The 21,406-nt window shown below is 70.6% G+C and carries 24 protein-coding genes and 1 tRNA gene; 16 read left to right on the top strand and 9 right to left on the bottom strand.

Features of this window, described 5'->3' with window-relative positions; translation table 11 throughout:
- Nucleotides 1–121: 121 nt before the first annotated feature.
- From ACFW6P_RS12375 to ACFW6P_RS12330, 10 genes are all read left to right on the top strand, one after another.
- Entirely contained in the window at nt 122–1,048 is a 927-nt protein-coding gene (locus ACFW6P_RS12375) for a metallophosphoesterase (RefSeq protein WP_386351616.1), read from the top strand.
- 81 nt (nt 1,049–1,129) lie between these two features.
- Nucleotides 1,130–1,873 carry a Pr6Pr family membrane protein gene (locus tag ACFW6P_RS12370; protein ID WP_386351619.1) on the top strand — a complete coding sequence of 248 codons (744 nt, stop codon included), beginning with the start codon at nt 1,130–1,132 and terminating at the stop codon, nt 1,871–1,873.
- Between the two features lie 47 nt (nt 1,874–1,920).
- Nucleotides 1,921–1,994, top strand: a tRNA-Pro gene (locus ACFW6P_RS12365).
- Between the two features lie 226 nt (nt 1,995–2,220).
- Nucleotides 2,221–2,988: a hypothetical protein gene (locus tag ACFW6P_RS12360; RefSeq protein ID WP_386351622.1), complete on the top strand. Its 768-nt coding sequence runs from the start codon at nt 2,221–2,223 to the stop codon at nt 2,986–2,988.
- An 82-nt stretch (nt 2,989–3,070) separates the two neighbouring features.
- Entirely contained in the window at nt 3,071–4,840 is a 1,770-nt protein-coding gene (locus tag ACFW6P_RS12355; protein WP_386351624.1) for a hypothetical protein, read from the top strand.
- A gap of 250 nt (nt 4,841–5,090) precedes the next feature.
- On the top strand, nt 5,091–7,847 hold the full coding sequence (gene haaT / locus ACFW6P_RS12350; RefSeq protein WP_386351627.1) for a cyclophane-containing RiPP biosynthesis TPR protein HaaT: 2,757 nt from the start codon (nt 5,091–5,093) through the stop codon (nt 7,845–7,847).
- Between the two features lie 139 nt (nt 7,848–7,986).
- The gene (gene haaA, locus ACFW6P_RS12345; RefSeq protein WP_386351630.1) at nt 7,987–8,190 is read left to right on the top strand and encodes a HaaA family cyclophane-containing RiPP peptide; all 204 of its coding nucleotides are present in this window, start codon (nt 7,987–7,989) and stop codon (nt 8,188–8,190) included.
- Nucleotides 8,191–8,203: 13 nt separating this feature from the next.
- A complete protein-coding gene (locus ACFW6P_RS12340; RefSeq protein ID WP_386351633.1) occupies nt 8,204–9,364 on the top strand; it encodes an FxsB family cyclophane-forming radical SAM/SPASM peptide maturase in 1,161 nt (386 codons plus the stop codon).
- Nucleotides 9,365–9,456: 92 nt separating this feature from the next.
- Complete coding sequence (gene haaN, locus ACFW6P_RS12335; protein ID WP_386351635.1) at nt 9,457–9,936, top strand: cyclophane-containing RiPP N-acetyltransferase HaaN; 480 nt, start codon at nt 9,457–9,459, stop codon at nt 9,934–9,936.
- Nucleotides 9,937–10,210: 274 nt separating this feature from the next.
- On the top strand, nt 10,211–10,468 hold the full coding sequence (locus ACFW6P_RS12330; protein ID WP_386351638.1) for a DUF397 domain-containing protein: 258 nt from the start codon (nt 10,211–10,213) through the stop codon (nt 10,466–10,468).
- Between the two features lie 195 nt (nt 10,469–10,663).
- On the opposite strand, the gene ACFW6P_RS12325 is transcribed toward ACFW6P_RS12330, so the two are convergent.
- The 3 genes from ACFW6P_RS12325 to ACFW6P_RS12315 all read right to left on the bottom strand — a co-directional run bounded on the left by ACFW6P_RS12325 (nt 10,664) and on the right by ACFW6P_RS12315 (nt 13,016).
- Nucleotides 10,664–10,996 (bottom strand): Eco29kI family restriction endonuclease, encoded by a 333-nt coding sequence (locus tag ACFW6P_RS12325; protein ID WP_386423610.1) that lies wholly within the window; start codon nt 10,994–10,996, stop codon nt 10,664–10,666.
- A gap of 143 nt (nt 10,997–11,139) precedes the next feature.
- A complete protein-coding gene (locus ACFW6P_RS12320) occupies nt 11,140–11,619 on the bottom strand; it encodes a lamin tail domain-containing protein (protein ID WP_386351640.1) in 480 nt (159 codons plus the stop codon).
- A gap of 1,013 nt (nt 11,620–12,632) precedes the next feature.
- On the bottom strand, nt 12,633–13,016 hold the full coding sequence (locus tag ACFW6P_RS12315; RefSeq protein ID WP_386351641.1) for an ArsR/SmtB family transcription factor: 384 nt from the start codon (nt 13,014–13,016) through the stop codon (nt 12,633–12,635).
- Between the two features lie 141 nt (nt 13,017–13,157).
- On the opposite strand from ACFW6P_RS12315, the gene ACFW6P_RS12310 reads away from it, so the two are divergent.
- From ACFW6P_RS12310 to ACFW6P_RS12300, 3 genes are read left to right on the top strand one after another with little or no spacing between them, the layout of a single operon-like run.
- Nucleotides 13,158–14,522 carry an NAD(P)-binding domain-containing protein gene (locus tag ACFW6P_RS12310; protein WP_386352028.1) on the top strand — a complete coding sequence of 455 codons (1,365 nt, stop codon included), beginning with the start codon at nt 13,158–13,160 and terminating at the stop codon, nt 14,520–14,522.
- A 33-nt stretch (nt 14,523–14,555) separates the two neighbouring features.
- On the top strand, nt 14,556–15,014 hold the full coding sequence (locus ACFW6P_RS12305) for an ArsI/CadI family heavy metal resistance metalloenzyme (protein WP_386423601.1): 459 nt from the start codon (nt 14,556–14,558) through the stop codon (nt 15,012–15,014).
- A 7-nt stretch (nt 15,015–15,021) separates the two neighbouring features.
- On the top strand, nt 15,022–15,228 hold the full coding sequence (locus tag ACFW6P_RS12300) for a hypothetical protein (protein WP_386423599.1): 207 nt from the start codon (nt 15,022–15,024) through the stop codon (nt 15,226–15,228).
- Between the two features lie 17 nt (nt 15,229–15,245).
- Here the strand turns inward: ACFW6P_RS12300 and ACFW6P_RS12295 are convergent, their stop codons facing one another.
- The gene (locus ACFW6P_RS12295; RefSeq protein ID WP_386351649.1) at nt 15,246–15,521 is read right to left on the bottom strand and encodes an SHOCT domain-containing protein; all 276 of its coding nucleotides are present in this window, start codon (nt 15,519–15,521) and stop codon (nt 15,246–15,248) included.
- A gap of 250 nt (nt 15,522–15,771) precedes the next feature.
- On the opposite strand from ACFW6P_RS12295, the gene ACFW6P_RS12290 reads away from it, so the two are divergent.
- The 3 genes from ACFW6P_RS12290 to ACFW6P_RS12280 all read left to right on the top strand — a co-directional run bounded on the left by ACFW6P_RS12290 (nt 15,772) and on the right by ACFW6P_RS12280 (nt 18,150).
- Complete coding sequence (locus ACFW6P_RS12290) at nt 15,772–16,323, top strand: DUF6153 family protein (protein WP_386423597.1); 552 nt, start codon at nt 15,772–15,774, stop codon at nt 16,321–16,323.
- 105 nt (nt 16,324–16,428) lie between these two features.
- Nucleotides 16,429–17,097, top strand: a complete 669-nt coding sequence (locus ACFW6P_RS12285; RefSeq protein WP_386351655.1) for a DUF305 domain-containing protein — start codon at nt 16,429–16,431, stop codon at nt 17,095–17,097.
- Between the two features lie 144 nt (nt 17,098–17,241).
- The gene (locus ACFW6P_RS12280) at nt 17,242–18,150 is read left to right on the top strand and encodes a F510_1955 family glycosylhydrolase (protein ID WP_386423596.1); all 909 of its coding nucleotides are present in this window, start codon (nt 17,242–17,244) and stop codon (nt 18,148–18,150) included.
- A gap of 57 nt (nt 18,151–18,207) precedes the next feature.
- On the opposite strand, the gene ACFW6P_RS12275 is transcribed toward ACFW6P_RS12280, so the two are convergent.
- The 5 genes from ACFW6P_RS12275 to ACFW6P_RS12255 all read right to left on the bottom strand — a co-directional run bounded on the left by ACFW6P_RS12275 (nt 18,208) and on the right by ACFW6P_RS12255 (nt 21,294).
- Nucleotides 18,208–18,444 (bottom strand): hypothetical protein, encoded by a 237-nt coding sequence (locus ACFW6P_RS12275; protein ID WP_386351658.1) that lies wholly within the window; start codon nt 18,442–18,444, stop codon nt 18,208–18,210.
- Entirely contained in the window at nt 18,414–18,851 is a 438-nt protein-coding gene (locus ACFW6P_RS12270) for a hypothetical protein (RefSeq protein ID WP_386351660.1), read from the bottom strand. The genes ACFW6P_RS12275 and ACFW6P_RS12270 overlap by 31 nt, the downstream gene beginning before the upstream one ends.
- A 125-nt stretch (nt 18,852–18,976) precedes the next feature.
- Nucleotides 18,977–19,396 (bottom strand): hypothetical protein, encoded by a 420-nt coding sequence (locus tag ACFW6P_RS12265; RefSeq protein WP_386351663.1) that lies wholly within the window; start codon nt 19,394–19,396, stop codon nt 18,977–18,979.
- A 141-nt stretch (nt 19,397–19,537) separates the two neighbouring features.
- Complete coding sequence (locus tag ACFW6P_RS12260; RefSeq protein ID WP_386351666.1) at nt 19,538–20,248, bottom strand: TIGR03943 family putative permease subunit; 711 nt, start codon at nt 20,246–20,248, stop codon at nt 19,538–19,540.
- On the bottom strand, nt 20,245–21,294 hold the full coding sequence (locus tag ACFW6P_RS12255) for a permease (protein ID WP_386351669.1): 1,050 nt from the start codon (nt 21,292–21,294) through the stop codon (nt 20,245–20,247). Before ACFW6P_RS12255 ends, ACFW6P_RS12260 begins: the two co-directional genes overlap by 4 nt.
- Between the last annotated feature and the right edge of the window lie 112 nt (nt 21,295–21,406).

Below are 21,406 nucleotides of genomic sequence, written 5' to 3'. Positions count from 1 at the left end.
GCGAAGGACGCCCCTCGATTTCGAGCACGGGCGGCGAGCGGCGGGCCAAGACCCGGTGCCGCGAGGCCGTTTCGCCCGCCGCCGGGCGCGGGCGGCCCGCCCGGTCTGACACGATGGCCGTATGCGCGCGCGATACGGAGTGCCCCTGGGGATCGCGGCGGCTGGCGCCGCCGGACTGTTGTACGCCGCGGGCTTCGAGGCCCGCTCCTTCCGCCTGCGCCGGGTCACCGTCCCGGTCCTGCCCCCGGGGATGCGCCCCCTGCGCGTGCTCCAGGTCTCCGACATCCACATGGTCGGCGGCCAGCACAAGAAGCAGCGCTGGCTGCGCTCCCTGGCCGGTCTGCGCCCCGACTTCGTGATCAACACCGGCGACAACCTCTCCGACCCGGAGGGCGTCCCGGAGGTCCTGGACGCGCTCGGCCCGCTGATGGCGTTCCCGGGCGCCTACGTCTTCGGATCCAACGACTACTACGGCCCCAAGCTGCGCAACCCCGCCCGCTACCTCATCGAGAAGGCCCAGGGCCGCCACGGCCTCAACGGCAACGCCCCGGCCGTCGGCGTGGTGCACAACCCGTGGGAGGCACTGCGGGACGGTTTCGACGCGGCGGGCTGGCTCAACCTCACCAACACGCGCGGCACGCTCAAGATCGAGGGCGTCTCCCTGGAGCTGACGGGCCTGGACGACCCGCACATCAAGAGGGACCGCTACGAGGAGGTGGCGGGCGGCCCGTCCTCCACGGCCGACTTCTCGATGGGCGTCGTGCACGCCCCCTACCTGCGCACGCTGGAGGCCTTCACGGCCGACGACTACCCCCTGATCCTGGCCGGCCACACCCACGGCGGCCAGCTGTGCATCCCCTTCTACGGCGCCCTGGTCACCAACTGCGACCTGGACACGGACCGCGTGAAGGGACTGTCGACGCACACGGCGGAGGGCCGCACGTCGTACCTCCACGTGTCGGCGGGCTGCGGAACGAACCGCTACACACCGGTACGGTTCGCCTGCCCACCGGAGGCGACACTGCTGACGCTGGTGGGGCGGGAGTAGCGGAGAAGACGGAGCGGGGTGGGTAACCCACACGGCCGCAGCCACATCGCCCCCTATGTCCGCTTCTGCCAGCGTGGGGGCATGACCGCCCCGATACCCAGGGACATACCGGACCTCCCCGCGATTCCGGGCAAGCCCGCACTGAAGCCCTCTCCCGTCCCCGCCGCGGCCGTCGTCGCCCCCGTCCGCCGCCCGGCGGCCGCGGCGTACCGCCTGCTCATCGCCCTCGCGGCGGCCGGTGCGGTCGCACTCGAACTACTGCTCGGTGATCCCACCCGGACCCTCAGCACCTTCGCGGTCCAGAGCAACATCCTGCTGGCTCTGGTCATGGCCTCCTCGGCCCGCCGGGCATGGACGGCCCGCCGCCCCCTCCCCGGCTCGATCCTGGGCGCGACCCTCTTCTACGTCGTCGTCACGACCCTGGTGCACCACCTGCTGCCGACGAGCGAGACGACCCCCACCGCCGGCTGGCAGGCCCTGGCCCACCACACCCTCCACACGGTGACGCCGATCGCGGCCGTACTGGACTGGCTCCTGCTCACGGCCCCCGGCCGCCTCCACCTGCGCCACGCCCCGGCCTGGCTGCTCTACCCCCTCGCCTACCTGGCCTTCTCCCTCACCCGCGGCGAACTGCTGCTCCCGGGCACCCCCGACCGCTACCTCTACCCCTTCCTGGACGTCGGCCAGGAAGGCTACAAGCGGGTCCTCGGCAACGCCCTCCTCCTCGGCCTCTCCTGCTACGCCCTGGCCCTGCTCCTGGTGGCCCTCGACCACACCCGCCCGAACCTCGTCCGCCACCGCGGCAAAACCGGATTTCGTCTCTAGCCACCGGTGGGCTAAAGTAAACGACGTCGCCGCGACAGCAGCGGCATCGGGGTGTAGCGCAGCTTGGCAGCGCGCTTCGTTCGGGACGAAGAGGTCGTGGGTTCAAATCCCGCCACCCCGACAGCCAAAACAGCAGGTCAGGCCCGGTACTGAGAGATCAGTACCGGGCCTGATTTACTTTGCGGCCCCGTTTTGGGAGCCGTTTGGGAGCCAACTTCCAGAAACCGACTCCCGGCGGCTCCCAGCGAGCAGCCGTCCGCGGTCCAGCCCGCTCTTTGCCGCTCACGCTGGGAAAGGGTCATCCCTACGGTTGTGCGAGGCCGATCACAGGCGGTACGACGATCGCCATGCACCGATGGTCTCCGTTAAATGACCGGCAGCTCGCACTCCTCACCCGCATCGGGGACGTAGCCGGCCCCGTCACGTCGGACAGCCCAGAGTTCGCCCTCACTGCCCGCGCGCTCAAGGAGCGGCGCCTGATCACCATGCCCAAGCAGGATGGGAAGTGGCAGGCGGAGATCACTGACGCGGGGCGCTTCTACCTGGAACACGGCCATCACCCAGACCGGCCGGAACCGGCGCCACGCAAGCAGCGTTCGGCGGGATCCGAGCAACGGACACGGCCTGCCCCTCCTCCGCAGAAGCAAGACACGGCTCCGTCCACGACGAAGCCGGCGCCGCAACGCACCGCCAAGCCCCCGCAGGCTTCGCCGGCGGAAATCGGAACCGCCTTGATCGCGGATGTACAACAGGCTGGGAGGTTCCTCAGGATCCCGATCCCCAGCGACCAGGAGCGAGCCCGCTACCGCAGGGCCTTCGACGCAGCCCGGCAGTGTGCGCCCGAGGGGTACCACCTGAAGTACAGCGGCCGTGCGAAGGGGGACTCCTTCCTCGGTCTGCTCAGGGTGTCCGGAGAGGACGACACCGAGTGGAACCGGATCCGGCTGGCGCGCAGCCGGGTGATCACCGATGTCGAGGACGTGATCGCTGCTGTCACTGCGGACCACAGCGCCTTCGAGTGGCCGAGAGGCACCGCAGAGAGCGGTTCTGCGCCGCCGGGTGCACCCATGACTGGCACCAGCCGGTGCGGAATCAATCCGGCGGATTCGGGCTGAACCGCGGGGCGTTGAGCCGTAGACTTCAGCAGTCAACGCCGACGAAGTCCGGCCGTTGCGCGCCCGCGGGGGAGGAGATCGCATGCAGGACTCTTCGGACTCGAAGGAGATCGCCGAGCCTGGGGAGAACAGCCGGAGCAATACTGCCGATTCACCTGTTGTGGACGATCCGACGTCCAACTCGGACATCGACTCGACGACGGCGTCGACGGTCCTGATGGAGGTGCTCCCAGGGGTGGCTGTCGTCGCCGGTGAGGTCCCGCCGGAGCTGAAGCCCGATCTGATCGACTTCGGGATCGTGCCGGCTGCCGACCGCAAGCAGATCTCAGCGATCCTCGCCTCGATCGGGAACGCGGCGACCGTGGTCGGCAATCTCGGAAACGCGTTCGCTGGTGTGCAGGGACTCTACAGGATCGACGCCACGTCACAGGCCCTGCTGAACAGCGGCGCGACGCTCGCCGTCAAGGACGGCGGGAACCTCGGAGCGGTGATGGTTCCTGGCCGCTTCCTGCGTCAGGCCCGCTTCTACTCCGTGAATGCGGTGGGCAAGGCGCAGACCGGAGCCTCGATCGGGCCTGCGCTGGCCATGGTCGGCCTTCAGATGATGTTGAGTGAGGTCTCGGGCCTCGTCAGGACCAACCTCGCGGTGACAAGTCAGGTCCTCACCGCCATCCGCAAGGATCAGTGGGCTGAACTGACGGGGCTCGTCGCCGCCATCGATCGCGCGGTCGACCAGGCGCGAGAGATCGAATCGGTCCCCACGTCCTTGTGGGAGGACATCGCGGGCAGCGGAGCGCTGCTGCAGAAGCAGCTTGAGCTCTACCGAGAGAACGTCCGCGACCACGTCAGGCAGATCGGTCGGGCCGACGGACGCAGCCACCGTGAATATCTGCAGACGAACGCCGAGGCGATCGCCTTCGATGCCTACGCTCTCCTTTCCTCCCTCAAGGCATGGACCGGGTATCACGCGCTCCGCGCCGCAAGGGCGAGAGCCGCTGGACGCGAAGACGCCGCCGAGGCACAGTACGCCGAGGTCATCGCGCGTGGCACCCGCGCGGAGTTCGACTCCGCTCTCGCCGCGTCGACGAGCCTCGTCGACGCGCTGACGCGGGAGCTGCGGATCACCGCCGAACTCCCTGGCCCCGACGCATGGCCGCTACCGGGGAAGCGGAAGGACGTGAAGGCAGCCCGCGAAACCTCCGCACGTCTTCTGAAGGCGATCGAACCTCTTGCCGACGCTCTCCATCCGCCGGCCCCTCCGCTTGAGGCTCCGGGCGTCTTCTGCGCACCTGAATCACTGGATGGCGAGCCGTACCTTCGCATCCTGCGATGGTTCCTCGAGGACGGTGAGACCCTGCGTGTCCTCGGCTTCCCCGACCAGCTCGATGCCGTCGGCCCCGTTTCTGCGATCGTCGGTGGAGCGAAGGAGAGGTTGGCGGCAGCAAGGGACAAGGCTGCGGCAAAGACACTGGTCGCCGTCACGGATCGCCGCATCATCACGGCCAAGACGAACGCATTCCTTGAGCAAGCCGAGATTCGGCAAGACATCCCTACCGACCAAGTGCGATACGTCCGAGCAACGACCACACAGGACAAGAGCGCGCGCTTGGCGATCGACGTCATCACGCGCGACGAGAACATCCGGTGGCTCTTCCACGCTGACATGGACGACACTCAAGTGGGCGCGCTCGCCGCCGTGCTTGCCGAGTCGATGACAATCCCGGACGTTGAACGGGATGAGCTGCAACGGCGACGCTACGCCCCCATCGAGGCGGGCAAGAAGGGCGAGAGTGCTGGTACGAGGTCTACCGAACCGACTGGACCCGAGGCCACGACCCGCGATGCCGAGTAGGCCCCGAGCCGATTGACGAGTGCGTGGCTGGGGGCGATAGCGGAGCGGCCACCGCGCCTTGCGGAAGCTGGTGCGCCCCGTGGCTCAGACGCGCCCTTGACCAAGGTCTACGAGGGCTGTTCGTTAGGGAAGTTGGGGCGTTCTACTCGGGGGTTGCTGTCGTGACCAGGTCGGTTGGCAGTGCGTGGTGTCTCGTCAGCGGCAGCAGGGGGCAATCGGCAGCTCCCCTGGCTGCTGCCGGGGCCTCGGTATGAGACTCCGGCGCGGGATTGCGATCGCTGTCGTCGCCGGAGGCGGCGCTGTGACCACCATGCTGGTCGGGCTCGTCACGAACGCCGTGTCCGATGAGTCGCGGTGGCCTGGCTGGCTGGGGTGGTTACAGGAGCACGCCTGGTTCTCGTTCGTCGTGTTGGGCGTGACGATGGCGGGGCTGACGGCCCTGCTCGCCGGGCTCTCCGAGACGCGGCCTCCCACCCCGCCAGGGCGACCGGAGGATGGAGCGGGGCCACCGGGGGCAGCCCAGGTGCTGCGTTCGTTGCCGCGCGACACCGCCGCGTTCACCGACCGTGCCCCGGAGCTGGAGCGGCTGGTGGGCTCGGTGCGGGCTTCACAGGAGCACGGCGAGGGGCTGCCCGTTCACATGATCGACGGTATGCCAGGCGTCGGGAAGACCACCTTCGCCGTGCACGCCGGCCACCTGCTCTCGGAGCGGTTCCCCGACGGACAGCTCTTCGTGAATCTCAACGGGTACACGCCGGGGCGTACTCCGGTACAGGCTGGCGAGGCGCTCGCCTCGCTTCTCGCGGCCGCCGGCGTGCCGACACAACAGATTCCTGTCGGTGACGACGTCGGAGCGGTCACGGAGGCCCGGGCCGCCATGTGGCGGAGCAGGCTCGCGGACAAGAAGGCGCTGCTGATTCTCGACAACGCGGCCAGCTACCGGCAACTGGAGCCGCTGCTCCCCGGTGGGAGCGGGTGTCTGGTGTTGGTGACCAGTCGCAAGCGGCTGGTGGCGAACGAGGAGGTGGTCATGTCGGTGGACGCACTGCCGCCGGATCACGCGGTCGACCTCTTCGTGCGGCTCAGTGGGCGGCCGGCCGACGCTCTCGGCCGGGATGTGGTGGAGGAGCTGGTGCGGCTGTGCGGGTGTCTGCCGCTGGGGGTGTCGCTGCTCGCGGCACGGCTGCGGCACCATCCGTCCTGGACCGCCGAGGACCTGCGCGGGCGGCTGGTGGCGGCACGGGACCGCCTGGGAGAGCTGCGCGCTGGGGAACGCGCCGTCACCGCGACGTTCGATCTCTCCTACCGGGATCTCGCGCCGGAGCGGCAGCGCTTCTTCCGACAGCTCGGCTTCTTTCCGGGCACCGACCTCGACCCGCACGTCGGTGCGGCGCTGGGCGAGGACTCGGTCGTGGTGGCTCGTCAGCACCTTGAGGCGCTGTACGACGACCACTTGATCGACGAGCACGCGGGGAGTCGCTACCGGCTGCACGACCTGTTGCGCGACTACGCTCGCGGTCTCGCCGCCGAGGGAGACAGCATGGACCACGTACAGGCCGTCCAGCGTGTGTGCACCTACTACCTGGCCGCTCTCGCCGTCGCGAACGAGCACATCGTGCGCAGCGGAGCCGCAGTGCCACCGGCGCCGGACGGCGCCTCGCGGGTGGAGACCCCGGTCCTGGAGTCGCGGGCGGATGCCCTGAGCTGGCTGGAGACCGAGCGGGCCAACATCTTGGCCTGCGTCCGACGGGCGAACGGCCTTGCCCTGTACGACCTCGTGGTCCGGCTCGCCGCGGCCATGGCGCCCTTCCTGCGCCAGGCCGGCCCCTGGGACCAGGCCGTAGGGCTCCACCGGATCGCCGCCGAGGCCGCCCGCCACACCGGCGACCAGCGAGCCCGGGGCGACGCTCTCGCCGAACTCGGCGTCGTACGCCGCTTCATGGCTGCCTACCCACAGGCGATCGAGGCCCTCAACGACGCAGTGACGGCGTACGAAGCAGTCGACGACCGGCGCGGCAAGGCCGAGGCACTGAATCAGCTGGGCATCGTCTGGTACCTGACCGCGGACAACGAGGACGCGGCCCGCGCCCAGACCGAGGCCCTCGCCCTCTACCGAGAGCTGGGGTACCGGCTCGGGCAGGCGAACGCGCTCGCGGACCTCGGCATGACACACCGGCAGATGAGCCGGTTCGACGCCGCGGTGGAGGCCCAGAGCGAGGCCCTGGCGATCTACCGAGAGCTCGGTGACCGGTACGGAGAGGCGAACTCCCTGCGGGACCTGGGCGTCGTGCACTGCCTCATGGGCGCGTACGGCCTGGCCGCGCGGCATCACCAGGAAGCGTTCGACATCTACCGGGAGCTGGACGACCGTGTGCACCAGGCTTACGCGCTGAACGAGTTGGGCGTCGTCCGACGGCTGACCGGAGACATCGAGGGAGCACGGACGGCACACAGCCAGGCCCTGACGCACTTCACTGAGCTCGGTGAACGGTTCGGCCGCGCGAACAGCGTCCGTCACCTTGGCGTCGTGGAGCGTGTGACCGGGGATGCGGCAGAGGCGATCCGGCTTCTGGAGGAGGCCCTGGACGCCTATCGCGAGCTCGGCAGCAGCGGGGGTGAGGCCGCCTCGCTGAGCGAGCTGGGCGTGACACGCGGCATCGTCGGTGAGCGCGACGGCGCGATCGAGGCGTTCCAACGCGGTTTGGAGGTCCTGAGGGGCCTGGGCGACCGGTGCGGCGAGGCGGAGGCCCTGAACCACTGGGGGATGCTGCTGCTCACCTCAGATGAACCGACAGCCGCCCGTCGGCACTTTGGTCAGGCGCTCACACTCGCGCGGGACATCCGCTGCCCGCTGGAGGAGGCACGGGCACTGGAAGGCATCGGCCGCTGCGACTGGACGGTTGACGGGGCTGGTCACGGCGTGGACTCGCTGCGAGCCGCCGTGACCGTGTATCGGCGGTTGGGAGTGAGCGCGTCCGTGGACGACATCGAACGGTTGCTGGTGTAGCGATCCGGCTGACGCCGATCATGTGGCCGAATTACCGGTCCCAGGAGGGTGGTTGAGGATGCTACGTTTCCGGCCGATCTGTCGCTTCAACCCCGTCGCACCGTGCCACCTCCAGCACGTACCTCACGAGGAGCGTTGAATGCCGTCACCCACGTCCGTCACCGAGCCACGCACCATCACGCCCGCCGGCCCGGCGTCCACGGAGCCGACGGTGGCCGGCACCCCCGTCCTGGACCGCGTGGCCGCCCGCGTCCGGCAGCGGCTGGAGGCCGAGGAGGGCGCGACGAGCCGGGTCGGCGACGGTGCCCACGCGGCCTCGCTCATCTGGCCCTGGCCGCTGTAAGCACATCCGCTCGATGACAGAACCCGAAGGCCCCGTTCCTTTCCGGACGTTCATCCTCAAGGTTGCCAACCGCTGCAACATGGACTGCGACTACTGCTTCGTCTTCAACTCCAAGGACCAGGCGGCGCGGCGTCTGCCCGCCCGAATGGACCTCGCTGTGGTGCGGGCTGCGGCCCGGCGGATAGGTGAGCACGCCACCGTGCACGGCCTTCGGACCATCCACGTCGTACTGCACGGCGGGGAGCCGCTTCTCGTCGGCGTCGGGCACATGGCCGGTCTGCTGGAGGCCGTCCGGGACGCCGCGCCGGCCGGGACCCGGGTCCTCTTCGAGCTCCAGACCAACGGGACTCTTCTGTCCGATGCGTGGCTGGACCTCTTCGAACGGTACGAGGTTGCGGTCGGCGTCAGCCTCGACGGACCGCCACCTGCGAATGACCGGCACCGGCTGACCCAGGCCGGGCAGTCGAGCGCCGCCTCCGCCGTGCGCGGCATCGAACTCCTGCGGTCGCGGCCACACCTGTTCGCGGGGCTGCTCGCCGTCGTGGACCTGGCCAACGACCCCGTGGAGGTACACGACTACCTGGCGGCGTTCGAACCGCCCGTGATCGACTTCGGCCTGCCGCACGCGACCCACGACGACCCGCCGCCCCGCTCCGACCCGAGCGTGCCGGAGTACGGACTGTGGATGAGCAGGGTGTACGACGCCTGGCTCGCCCGGCCCGAGTACCGGCACAGTGTCCGGATGCTGGAGGACATCGTGGCCCTCAGCTCTGGCGTGCGCGGCTCAGTGGAGACACTTGGCCTGGCCCCGCCGACGAGCGTCGTGATCGAGTCCGACGGCTCCATCGAGGCCGTGGACACCCTGCGGTCGGTCGAGGAGGGCGCCTCCTGGCTCGGGCTCGACGTCCTCCGCCACTCCTTCGACGAAGCGCTGTCGCACCCGAAGCTGCTGCACCGGCAGCATGGCAAAGAGGCGCTCGCCGAGCAGTGCCGCGCCTGCCCACTCGTGGACGTGTGCGGCGGTGGCTACCTCCCGCACCGCTTCAGCGAAGCCCAGGGCTATCGGAACCCATCTGTCTACTGCGCGGACCTGGAGCACATCATCCGACACGTCCAGAACTCCCTCCGGCAGCACGGCTGGAACCCCTATGCGCAGGTCGCATCGTCGCCGTAGACGCGTCTGCCGTACCGCCAGGCGGGGATCACGCGTTGGAACGAACGAGTGCAGCAGCGACCGAAGCAATCGAGGAAGGACAGGAGGCGCCGATGACCGTGACGATCCGTCCCGCGGAGAAGCGGGACGTCCCGGCAGTCGCCGAGCTGATCGAGGAGATCGAGCGGTTCTACGGGGCGACCGACACCGACATCCAGCCACTGGAGGAACGCCGCACCCAGGTCGAAGAGGCGCTGTTCGGCTCGCCGCCGCTGGCCGCCGCGCTGCTCGTCGAGGACGAGACCGGGGACATCATCGGACTCGCCGCCTACTCGTTCCTCTGGCCGGCCGCCGGCTCCTCGCACTCCCTGTTCCTCAAAGAGCTGTACGTCCGCAACACGCTCCGACGGCAGGGCATCGGTGCCCGCCTCATGCACGAACTTCGTGTCATCGCTGCGGCGCGCCCCGGGTGCAGCCGCGTGGAGTGGATGACCGACAGCGACAACCCGGCGGCACGTGCCTTCTACAAGTCACTCGGGTTCGCCGAGTTCGACGGGAAGATCGTCTACCGGGTCGACTCCGGCACCGCGTGAGGGTGGTACGAGACCAGTGGAAGAAGAGCGCTGCGACGAGTGTGGCAGCAAGATCGTCATCGGGCTCGGATGCGAATGTCCGCCGGGCTCGTCCGCATCAGCGTCGGCGACCCCGCGTTCGGTGAATACGTTCGTGAGGACGGAATGGCGTACTCACCCGGAGGACACAGTCCTGATCTCCCCTACCCAGTGCGCGCACAGGCCCGGATGGTGCGACCACATGACCGTCGGAGACCCGCACCCGCATCGCACGCATCAGCAAGGAGCTCGAAGAGTGAGCACGCCCAGCATGGCCGCCACGCACGACATCACGGCAGCTCCACACGAAGTCGATCTCACGCACGCGCGGTGGCGGAAGAGCTCGTACAGCGGGGGCGCGAACGACTGCGTGGAAGTCGCGGAACTGGGCGAACACTCCGCAGTGCGCGACTCCAAGGACATCGGCCGTCGGCCGCTGCTGTTCTCGAAGGCGGCGATGAGTGCGCTGGTGAGCGCGATCGCCCGCAGGTCAATCAGAGAGCGTTGGGGCTGAGCGTGGCAATGTTGGAAGCCGGGTAACCCCGTCCTGGGGTTACCCGCGTAAGAATGCGGCTTTTCTCTGAGTCGCCGGCGGCCACATCGTAGACCCTCGTCGTGGCTGCAGCGGGATGCCCACTTCGAGAAGCTCTCGGGGCCACCTCCTCCATGCCGCCGACTACAGCGCGACGAACGGTGGCGACAGTTGAGCTCACGGGAGGTCGAGGTCAAGGTAGCTGTCGGTGGCGGGGTGAGGCCACGGCAGCCTGTCGTAGTCGGTCACTTGCCGCGCAATGTGGGCCTCGACCTCCGCGACCAGCTTCCAGATGTCATGTACGACGCCACCGTGAGTGCGCCGACGGCCATCATGCACCGTGTCCCACTCACTCTTCTTACTCTGGCGGGTCGTCGACCCCTGCTCTTTGCTGCCGAAGCCCTTCAGCTTGCTGTTCCAGACCGGCGTGTATCCAACGCGCAGCGCGTTCTCGCCCAAGTCGGCATGCACATCAGGCAGCAGAAGGGCCCGGAACCGGAACTCGGCGATCGGCAGGTCGACCTTGGGGTAGGCCCGAGACGCGAGCGGCTTCCACAGCGCAGGACGCCCCCGGCCCTTGCTTGGGGCCGGGGGCGTCGATCTCCACGTGTGTGCGGCGATGGGGTCTTCAGTTCACCGCAGTCGTTGTGAGCTTAGCGGTGGCTGTGGCCGTGGCGGTGGTGGCCCCAGGAGGCGTCGTCGATGAAGCGGCCGCGGTCGTTGCGGAGGGTTGCGGTGTCGCGGTTGTCCCAGACGTAGTGGCGGCGGTCCTGGTAGAGGTCGGTGCGGGTGTCGCGGCCGAAGCCGGTGTGGATGCGGACGGTGGCGCGGCCCTCGAGGCGGTAGTGGTCGAAGGTGTAGGTGTTGCCGTCCCGGTCGGCCAGGGTCCAACCGTCGAGGTTGACCGCGCGGCGGGCGCTGTTGGTGATCTCCACCCATTCACGGTTCAGGGAGCGGTTGGAGTGGTCGTCACGGCCGGGGGAGTCGTACTGGACGGCCGTGATCTGCACCTTGGTTCGCGCGGGGTGGCCGTGGTGGGCGGCTGCGGGCAGCGTGACCACGGAGACGAGGGCGCCGGCGGTGAGCGTGGCGGCGGCGAGGCGGCGAGCGGTGACGGAAGCGAAAGCGGACATCAGGTCCCCTCACGGTGTGGACACCTCACCCGGTCAGGCCACGGGGGCTGACCAGGGGTGGGTGCGGTGTGCGGTCGCGGCCGGCTGGCCGCACACACACCGTCCATCCTGTGGAGAAGTCGAGGAGGGCAAAACGGCCTCTGTTACCTGTTGTCCAACCTTCTATAACTCTAAGCTGTACCATCCATTCATTCTTTGAATCTGCGAGGTCGACGCATCGGCAGCCCCCAGAAGCCTTGCCTGGGCTAAGATGCGGCATTTGTCCGCCCGTCTGCGCCACCCCCCTACACGATGGCCCGTCACTCGAAAGTGAGTAACAGCAGCCCTCATTCGATGGGCGACTGGTCAGGACTCGCAACATCCACCGCAACCAAATGCAAACCCCTGTCAACCAGCAGCGAGAGGGCGCCCTCCTCTGCGGCCACCTCTTGTACGGCCGGGCGGACTGAAGCCGGTGGAGATGCAGCGGAGGCGTACGCGCGCGTAGCCGGTCGGCGCGCCCGCCGCCGTGGCTGACCGTCGTCGACTGCGGTTCGGACGGGGCCACTGGCAGACTTGCCGCTTACCGCGGGACTTCGGACGGGGGCGTGATGGGCAGGCACACGAAAGGGTGGCTGGCCGGCGGTTGGCTCGTGCTGGTCGTCGCCGGTTGGTCCTTCACGGAGTCGATCAACGACGGGATTGAGCCCACGTCAGGTCCTCGGCCAGAGCCGTCGGCAACGAGTTCTCCGGGATGCCCGACGCCGAGGCCGACGCCGACGGCCGACGTGGAGCGCAGCGTCACCGCCTACACCAGCACGGAGCCGGATTTCGTCGCCACAGCGATCGCCTGCAAGGCGTCGGGCTGACTTCATTCCTCCAACGGGACCTACAACCCGGGGCCCTCGCACCAGCGGTGAGGCCTGACTGTGTGACACCACCGACGGACGGCGGCGGACGCGCACGGACGTCAGCGGACCATCAGCGCAGATGAAGATCCCGCCGGCCTGGTGCGGGGGCTGTGTCCGCGTCGCTCAAGCCACGGCCGGGGTGCTGGTCAGGAGCTTGCCCATCGCGGACAGCACGGACGGCTCGACGCGGTAGTAGACCCAGGTGCCGCGGCGCTCGGAGGTGAGCAGGCCGGCTTCCTTGAGCTTCTTCAGGTGATGGGAGACGGTCGGCTGGGAGACGCCGACGTCGGAGATGTCGCACACGCATGCCTCGCCGCCCTCGTGCGAGGCGACCGCGGAGAAGAGCCGCAGCCGTACCGGGTCGCCCAGAGCCTTGAACATCCGGGCGGCCGTCTCGGCCTCCTCGGCCGTGAACGGGCGCTCGGTCAGCGGCGGGCAGCACGGGGCCGCCGTCCGATCAGCCTCGGCGTCCAGCAGCGGCAACGACAGCGGCTTCGCATACGACATGCGTCTATGTTGACACATGTCGAATCATCCCTTTGGTTCGATGGATGTCTATGTTGACGGTTATCAAATCAGATGCCATGCTGGCCGCACAAGCCATCGACGAACGTCGAAGCAAAGGGGAGTCCCGTGGCCGTGTCCACCATCAACGTGCCGACCATCGATCAGCTGCCCGTCGTGGTCGTCGGAGCCGGCCCGGTCGGTCTGGCCGCCGCCGCGCACCTCATCGAGCGCGGTATCGAGCCGCTGGTCCTGGAAGCGGGCCCTTCCGCGGGCACCGCCGTGCGCGACTGGTCGCACGTGCGGCTGTTCTCCCCTTGGGCCGAGGTCACCGACCCAGCCGCCGAGAAGCTGCTGGCCCCCACCGGCTGGGTGCGTCCCGACGGCGGCACCTACCCCACCGGCGGCGACTGGGCCGCGGGGTATCTGCAGCCGCTCGCCGACCTCCTCGGCGACAAGGTCCGCTACGGCGCCGTCGTGACGGGTGTGGCCCGCGCCGGGCGCGACCGCGTCGTCGACTCCGGACGGGACGAGCAGCCCTTCAGCGTGCACGTCCGCTCGGCCGGGGGCCGCGAGGAGCGGATCGCCGCCCGCGCCGTCGTCGACGCCTCCGGCACCTGGTCCACCCCGGGCCCGCTCGGCGCCGACGGCCTCCCTGCCCTCGGTGAGGGAGCCGCGGCCGACCGCATCGCCTACCGCGTGCCCGACCTCGGCGACCCGGCGGTCCGAGGCCGGTACGCGGGCAGGCGCACCGCCGTCGTCGGTTCCGGCGCCTCCGCCTTCACCGCCCTGGCCCAGCTCGCCGACCTGGCCGAGAGGGAGCCGGGCACGCATGCCGTGTGGGTTCTCCGCCGCGGGATCACCGGTTCCACCTTCGGCGGCGGCCAGGCCGACCAGTTGCCCGCCCGCGGCGCACTGGGCCTGCGCGCCAGGGCCGCCGTCGAGAGCGGTCACGCCGGTGCGGTCACCGGATTCCGTACACAGGCTGTGGAACGCGACGGGGACCGGCTGGTCCTCGTCGCCGAGGACGGCCGCCGCCTCGACCCGGTCGACGAGGTCATCGTGCTGACCGGCTTCCGCCCCGACCTGTCCTTCCTCTCGGAGATCCGCCTCGGCCTCGACGAGCGGCTCCAGGCGCCTACGGCGCTCGCTCCGCTCATCGACCCGAACGTCCACTCGTGCGGCACGGTCTACCCGCACGGCGTGAACGAACTCGCACACCCCGAGAAGGGCGTCTACCTGGTCGGCATGAAGTCCTACGGCCGCGCGCCCACCTTCCTCGCGATGACCGGCTACGAGCAGGTCCGCTCCGTCACCGCGGCCCTCGCCGGGGACCAGGAGGCCGCCGAGCGGGTCGAACTGACGCTGCCGGAGACCGGCGTGTGCGGCGGCGCCGGCCTGTTCGACGAGCCCGACGCCGCCCCGGACGGCGAGGGCGGCGGCTGCTGCGGCGCCCCGGCCACCCTGCAGATCGGCGTCGGCGCCCCGGCCTCGTCCGGCGGTTGCTGACCCTCACCCAGCCCTTCCAGCAGGAGGTACGCCGTGTCCCGCGTACAACTCGCCCTCCGCGTCCCCGATCGGGACGCGTCCGTCGCCTTCTGCAGCAAGCTGTTCGACACCGAGCCCGCCAAACTCCGCGACGGCTACGCCGACTTCGCCCTCACGGAGCCGCCCCTCGAGCTCGTTCTGATCGAAGGCGGCACGGAAGAGGCCACCCGCCTGGACCACCTCGGCGTCGAAGTCGACAGCACCGAGTCCGTCCACGCCGCCACCGCCCGCCTGAGCAGGGCGGGTCCGACCACCACCGTGGAGGAGGACACCACCTGCTGCTACGCGCTCCAGGACAAGGTCTGGGTCCACGGCCCGGGGCGGGAACCCTGGGAGGTGTACGTGGTCAAGGCCGACGCCGACACCCTGGCCAAGCAGCGAAGCAGCGCCTGTTGCACCGGTCCCGCGAAGGCCGGTGCGGAGGAACCGGCCTCCGCCGGCGGCTGCTGCTGAGCGGCCGATGACCGACCTCCGCACCAGCGAGGCCACGACCGGCACGGGGGACCGGTCGCGGCCTCGCGCCGCGCTGCCCACACTGCACGCGCTGCGCGCGCTGCCCCCATTGCCCGCGCTCTGCGCCACCCGGGTCACCGGCTGGGGAATCGCCCACTATGCCTTCCTTCCGGTCCTCGACGCGCGGATCACCGCCGGCGCCGGCGCCGGCTGATCGTCGACCGCCGGGGCTCACGGTTTGGTGGAGGGACCGGCGTGCAGTGCCGCCAGGCGACGGCGGTACTCCTCTTCGTCGATCTCTCCGCGGGCGAACCGCTCGGCGAGGATCTGCTGCGGTGTGGGCGCGGTGGGGGTGGGGGTGGGGGTAGGGGTGTGTTCGTGGGGTCGGTTGACGGCACGGAAGACCAGGACGAGGGCTGTGATGATCAGCGCCCAGAACAGGACCATGCCGATCGACATGCCGAACCAGCCCCACCCGCTGACATCGTGGTCGTACCAGAACATCATCGCCACTCACCTGCTTCGGCTCGTCGGGCGATCGTGGGCGAACGGACTCCCCGAGGGCTCTCCCGCCTTCACCCGGATCGTCCCTCCGTGCCGGTGGTGCGGTCTGGGGCCGGATGGTCCAGGGCCGGTGGGTCGTTCAGCCCCTCCCGGCGGGGAGTACCCGCGGTGACGGCTCTGTGTGGGCTCCGCCACCTCGCCGAACAGCCCCATCCAGCGTGCCCCCGTCTCGCGCTTCCGTAGCATGTGAGACGTGACAGCCCGTACGCAGTACCGCCGCGCGTCTTCGCCCCTCGGGCGCTGGCGTGTGCTGTTGCTGCTCGGGCTCCTCGCCGGGCTGCTCGGGATGCACGGGCTCGGTCCCGGCGGCGCGGTCGCGGTGGGTGGGCATTCCACGGGTGAACATTCCATGGGTGCGCATTCCATGGGTGCGCATTCCATGGGTGCGCATTCCATGGGTGCGCATTCCATGGGTGCGCATTCCATGGGTGGGCATGCCTCGCATCACTCCCGCGTCGCTGCGGATCACTCGCACGTCGCCGCGGGTCACTCGCAGGCCGAGGCGGCCGGCGAGGCGTACGTCTGTCACGGCGGTGGCGCCGGTGACGACGGCGGGCACGCGCACCACGCCGATGCGACCTGTGCGTCCGGGGCCGTCGGCGCGGGGCCGGTTCTGCCCGCCCCTCTGCTCGCGCCCGGCGCGCCCCTCTCAGCCGCGGACGATCCGGTCGGCGCCTTCCCGGCCGCGCTCGACGGTGGGCGTGCCCCGCCCAGCCTGGCCGAACTGCAACTCCTGCGGATCTAGGACAGGACCTGAGCCGTGCCCGCCCGTGACCGAGGGCGGAGCGGCGCCCAGTCGTCCTCCCGCGCCGATCGGCGCACCCACCATGTACCTCGCAGGAGTACACCCATGACCAGCACCCGTTCCCTCGTCCGTCGTGCCGCCCTCGGCGTCACGGCCGTGACCGCCGCCCTCGTCCTCGCCGCCTGCGGTGGCGGCGACGGCTCCTCCGACACCGGCTCCGGCGCGCAGGCCTCCACGAGCGCGAGCGCCGAGAGCACCGCCGGTGCCCACAACGACCAGGACGTCGACTTCGCGCAGGGGATGATCCCGCACCACCAGCAGGCCGTCCAGATGGCGAAGATGGCCGCCGGCCAGGCGTCCTCCGCGGAGGTCAAGGACCTCGCCTCCCGGATCGAGAAGGCCCAGGACCCGGAGATCAAGACCATGTCCGGGTGGCTGGAGACGTGGGGCGAGGACGTGCCCTCCGGGATGCCCGGCATGGACCACGGCGGGCACGGCGGGCACGGCGACGGCTCGTCCGGGATGCCCGGGATGATGTCCGACGAGGACATGGACAAGCTCATGGAGGCGTCCGGGCGGGACTTCGACACCATGTTCCTGACCATGATGGTCGAGCACCACGAGGGCGCCGTCGAGATGGCCACCGCCGAGAAGGACAAGGGCCGGTACGAGCCGGCCAAGAAGCTGGCGGACGACATCATCCGCGCGCAGACCGCCGAGATCGAGGAGATGAACAAGCTCCTCGGCAAGGACGGCGGCGCCGACAAGAGCTAAGGGCTGACGGATCCCGAGGGCGGGCGGCGGCAGCGGGTCGCTGCCTGGTGTCGCCGCCCGTTCGCCCGTTCCCCTGCCTCCCCTTCCCTCGTCTCCTCCCCCGACTGCTCTCCCGTCTCCTCGCGCCTTTCGAAAGACCTCAGCATGAAGATCCGGTCCCGTGCGGCCGCCGTCGTCACCGCGGCCGCTCTCGCGGCGGTGTTGTCCGCCTGCTCCTCCCCCGCGCAGCCGCCCTCCGGCCCGGACGGCCCGGACGGCCCGGACGGCCCGGACGGCCCGGACGGCCCGGACGGTCCCGCCGTCGCTCACGTCCACGGCCTGGGCGTCGACCCGGCCGACGGCGGCCTGTACGTCGCCACGCACGAAGGGGTGATCGGCGTGGCCGACGACGGCACCGCCCGGCGCGTCGGCGACAAGGCCGACTACATGGGCTTCACCGTCATCGGCCCGAAGACCTTCCTCGGCAGCGGCCATCCCGCCGAGGACAGCGGCGACCACGGCAACCTGGGCCTGATCCGGTCCATCGACGCCGGAGCTTCGTGGAAGACCCTCTCCCTGGGCGGCACGACCGATTTCCACTCCCTCGAGTACGCGCACGGGACCGTCTACGGCTACGACAGCACCCGCGGCGTGCTGCGCGTCAGCACCGACACCACCACCTGGGACGACCGCGCCGAGATCGAGGCCCTGGACATGGCCGTCAGCCCGCGGGACCGCGACGTCGTCCTGGCGACCACGCGGCGCGGGGTCGTCAGGAGCACCGACGGCGGCCGGAGCTTCGGTGCCGGTTCCGGCCGGGTGCTCGCCTTCCTGTCGTGGCCGGCGGCCGACGCCCTGTACGGCGTCGACCCGGAGGGCGGGCTGCACCGCAGCGGCGACGGCGGCGCCACCTGGCACAGGACGGGGACCGTCCCGGGCGGGCAGCCCCAGGCCCTGACCGCCGTGGACGCGCGGCACGTGCTGGCCGCCACGCAGGACGGGGTGTACGAGTCCCGGGACGGCGGTGGCACGTTCAGGGAGCGTCTGCCCGTGTCCCCGGCCGGAGCGCGTTAGCGCGCCGGGCGCCCGTCGGCCTCTCGGGGGCGGCGGACGCCCGGTGGTTCCCGGTGCTCAGACACGCACCTGCTCGTCCACCTCGGCGAGGGCGTGGCGTCTGCGGCGGTACGTGGTCCGGGCCGTGTGGGACGGGGTGACCGACTGGCTCAGGTGCCGGGCACGGGGTCGGTGCGGCGGACCGTCCGTTCCAGGTGCGCCGGTGACACCGCCAGCCTCGCTGCTGGGCACCCGGTCGTAGGCGGTGTCGCCGCTCATGTACTTCACCAGGACCGGGAGCATGTCGAGCAGCACGAACAGCAGGCGGACGGCCAGATGCCGGCGAACAGCACGGCGTTGCCGCTCGCGAGTTCGCCGAGGGCCCGGATCCGTTCCAGGACGCCGATCTCCCGCTGCGTGGCGCGTTCCGCGGCCAGCCGCCGGTCGATGCCGTCGGCCCGGTCCTTGAGGAACGATCCGCGCGAGGAGGTCAGCTGGGTCCCGATCTTGGAGATGCGCCGATGCATGCCGGCGAGGCGCTTCTCGTTCTCGCTGGTGCGGTGCGTGGTCCGGTGGTCCTGGGCCTTGTCGTGCAGGCGCAGGCACGCGGACGTCCGCCGGTACAGGCCGGTGGCGGCGATGCGGACCAGCCGGGCGCACTCGTCGCGCACCTCGGAGTCGATGGCCTCCAGCAGGGTGGTGCGGCGCGGCGCGCCGTTCACGCGTCAGACCATGCCGCCGGCGAGCCGTGCCCGGCGGCACGGGCAGGATGGCTGTGGCCTGTTTTGTCGCCCGAGAGCCGGAATTGACCGAACGGCCGTTCCTGACCCACGCGCGGGGCCGGGTTCTAGGTGAGCAGCCCGGTCAGGGTTCCCGCCAGGGTCAGGGCGAGGAAGGCCGCGGCCCAGGTCGTGGCCTGGCGGGTGCGGCGGTGCTTGAGCCAGGTCGCGCGGGACAGGAACTCCAGCTGGGCCTCGTCTCCGGGGCCGGGCCGGGTCCGGGGCCACTGCCTGGACGCCAGGCCGAGGAGCACCAGGGACGGGGCGCAGGCAGCGCAGCCGGACCAGACGAGGAGCTGGGGGACCACGGCGTACTGGGCGGGGGCGATGACGCCCGCGGTGATCGCGCCGAGCAGCGCGGTCAGGGCCGCGCCGAGTGTCGCCAGCGTCAGTCCGGCCCGGCTGTCGGCCTTCGCCAGCGCCTCACGGGCCTCGGTGACAAGCGCCCGGTTCGGTTCCGTGGCGCGGTCGCCTTCGAGTGCGGCCATACGTCCCCCTCGGGTCGTCCTCCTCGCTGGGCTGTGGTCTCACCGGATACCCGGCGTGGAGGGTTTCAGTGCGCGAAGGCTCGTACCGGTGCGACGAAATCTCGTACCGGTGCGGCGAAGTCTCCTACCGCCGGAGGGATTTCACGTGTTCCACGACTCGTCGTACGGGTCGTGCGGGGTGGGGACCGGGCGTGAGGCGGTGACCTCCACGTAGGGGATCGGGCCGTCGTTGACCGGGTCCTTGGTGCGGCGGGGTGTGTAGCGGCCGGTGATCTCCAGCCAGGTGTCGGGGCGCAGGACCGGCGGGACGGCACCGGTGAGGGCGATCTTGACCGGCTGGGCGTCCGCGGCGCAGCAGTTGAGGCCCATGCGCACCAGGTAGGGGATGCCCGCGCGGTCCAGGGTGACGAAACCGGTGATCTTCACGGTGCGGCCGCGCAGCGAGCGGCCGTCGTCGTAGACCGCGCGGCCCGCGTAGTCGGCCAGGCCGAGGCGGAGGGGGGCGTCGCCGGCGGGGAGGGCCGGGAAGCCGAAGGGCTTGGTGAGGGCGGTGCCGGTGTGGGCGGCGCTGTAGGAGCCGAGGGCGGGCGGGGCGACGAGGATCAGGGCGAGGACGGGCAGGGTGAGGAGCCAGGAGACGCGCGGCTCGTGGTGGGGGTGGCCCGGGTCGGGCCCGCGGCGGCGGTCGTACCAGAGGGTGGCCGCCGCCGTCGCGATCAGGACCGCGCCCGCCAGCAGGACCAGGGGGCGCAGGCCCTCCTTGACGTAACGCAGGTAGAGGTCGGTCGTGCCGGCGTGCAGGAGGGTCGCGCCGAGCAGGAAGAGCAGGGCCGACTGGGCCAGGCGGTTCACAGCAGCACCGTTCCGGTCAGGGCCGACACGACGACGGCCACGGCGAAGGTCGCGGGGGCGAAGCGCAGCGCGAAGGCGCGGCCGAAGGTGCCCGCCTGCATCGCGAAGAGCTTCAGGTCGATCATCGGGCCGACGACCAGGAACGTCAGACGGGCCGTCAGGGAGAACTGGGTGAGGGACGCCGCGACGAACGCGTCCGCCTCCGAGCAGATCGACAGCAGCACGGCGAGGACGGCGAGGACCAGGACCGACAGCACGGGGTGGCCCGCCGCCAGGCTCAGCCAGGGGGCCGGGACGACCGCCTTGAGCGTCGCCGCGGCCATCGCGCCGACCACGAGGAACCCGCCCGCGTGCGTCACGTCGTGGCGTACCGAGCCCCAGAAGGCGGACCCCTTGCCCTGCCCCTCGTACGACACCCGGGCCGGGGGACGCAGCCAGTCCGCGCGGCCGAGGCGGTGCCAGAGCCAGCCCATCGCGCAGGCCACCAGCAGGCTCGCGGCGAAACGGGCCATGACCATCTCCGGGTCGCCGGGGAACGCCACGGCCGTCGCCGTCAGCACGACCGGGTTGATGGCGGGTGCCGAGAGGAGGAACGCCAGGGCCGCCGCCGGGGTGACCCCCCTGCGGACCAGGGCGCCGGCCACCGGCACCGACGCGCACTCGCAGCCCGGCAGGACCGCGCCCGCCGCGCCCGCGACCGGGATGGCGAGGGCCGGGCGGCGGGGCAGGGCCCGGGCGAAGAAGGACGGCGGCACGAACACCGCGATCGCCGCCGAGAGCAGGACGCCCAGCACCAGGAACGGCAGGGCCTGCACCATGACCGCGACGAACACCGTCATCCAGCTCTGCATCACCGGTGCCGTCAGGGCCCCGCGGAGGGGGTTCTGGAACATCACCGCGGTGAGCAGCAGAAGTGTCAGTAGGAGCGCGGAGTCGAGACGACGGCCGGCTTCCGGTCCGTCGCCCGGTGCCTGCTCCGCGGCCGCGTTCGGGTCCCTCTCGCGGTCCTCGTCGGTCTCCTGCGGGGCGGGTTTCGTGGTGGCCACGGGCCCGGTACCTCCGGTGGTGCGCACGGGCATTGCCTCCCCTTCCCTACGGCCGGTTCCCGGTCGGCGTTCAGTCCTCGTGCCGATCTCCTGGAACCGGCCGTCCCGGTGC

This window comes from Streptomyces sp. NPDC058741, from assembly GCF_042746715.1.
Classification (GTDB): Bacteria; Actinomycetota; Actinomycetes; order Streptomycetales; family Streptomycetaceae; genus Streptomyces.
The sequence above is the reverse complement of the archived record's forward strand: the minus strand, read 5'-3'. Positions and strand labels throughout refer to the sequence as shown.

Excerpts from the sequence above, each read along its gene's own strand:
- ACFW6P_RS12295 (WP_386351649.1), bottom strand. The coding sequence starts at position 15,521 with ATGATGTTCTGGTACGACCACGATGTCAGCGGGTGGGGCTGGTTCGGC.
- ACFW6P_RS12315 (WP_386351641.1), bottom strand. The coding sequence starts at position 13,016 with ATGTCGTATGCGAAGCCGCTGTCGTTGCCGCTGCTGGACGCCGAGGCT.
- ACFW6P_RS12340 (WP_386351633.1), top strand. The coding sequence starts at position 8,204 with ATGACAGAACCCGAAGGCCCCGTTCCTTTCCGGACGTTCATCCTCAAG.
- ACFW6P_RS12280 (WP_386423596.1), top strand. The coding sequence starts at position 17,242 with ATGAAGATCCGGTCCCGTGCGGCCGCCGTCGTCACCGCGGCCGCTCTC.
- haaN (WP_386351635.1), top strand. The coding sequence starts at position 9,457 with ATGACCGTGACGATCCGTCCCGCGGAGAAGCGGGACGTCCCGGCAGTC.
- ACFW6P_RS12375 (WP_386351616.1), top strand. The coding sequence starts at position 122 with ATGCGCGCGCGATACGGAGTGCCCCTGGGGATCGCGGCGGCTGGCGCC.
- ACFW6P_RS12285 (WP_386351655.1), top strand. The coding sequence starts at position 16,429 with ATGACCAGCACCCGTTCCCTCGTCCGTCGTGCCGCCCTCGGCGTCACG.
- ACFW6P_RS12355 (WP_386351624.1), top strand. The coding sequence starts at position 3,071 with ATGCAGGACTCTTCGGACTCGAAGGAGATCGCCGAGCCTGGGGAGAAC.
- ACFW6P_RS12360 (WP_386351622.1), top strand. The coding sequence starts at position 2,221 with ATGCACCGATGGTCTCCGTTAAATGACCGGCAGCTCGCACTCCTCACC.
- haaA (WP_386351630.1), top strand. The coding sequence starts at position 7,987 with ATGCCGTCACCCACGTCCGTCACCGAGCCACGCACCATCACGCCCGCC.
- ACFW6P_RS12300 (WP_386423599.1), top strand. The coding sequence starts at position 15,022 with ATGACCGACCTCCGCACCAGCGAGGCCACGACCGGCACGGGGGACCGG.
- ACFW6P_RS12320 (WP_386351640.1), bottom strand. The coding sequence starts at position 11,619 with ATGTCCGCTTTCGCTTCCGTCACCGCTCGCCGCCTCGCCGCCGCCACG.
- haaT (WP_386351627.1), top strand. The coding sequence starts at position 5,091 with ATGAGACTCCGGCGCGGGATTGCGATCGCTGTCGTCGCCGGAGGCGGC.
- ACFW6P_RS12265 (WP_386351663.1), bottom strand. The coding sequence starts at position 19,396 with ATGGCCGCACTCGAAGGCGACCGCGCCACGGAACCGAACCGGGCGCTT.
- ACFW6P_RS12370 (WP_386351619.1), top strand. The coding sequence starts at position 1,130 with ATGACCGCCCCGATACCCAGGGACATACCGGACCTCCCCGCGATTCCG.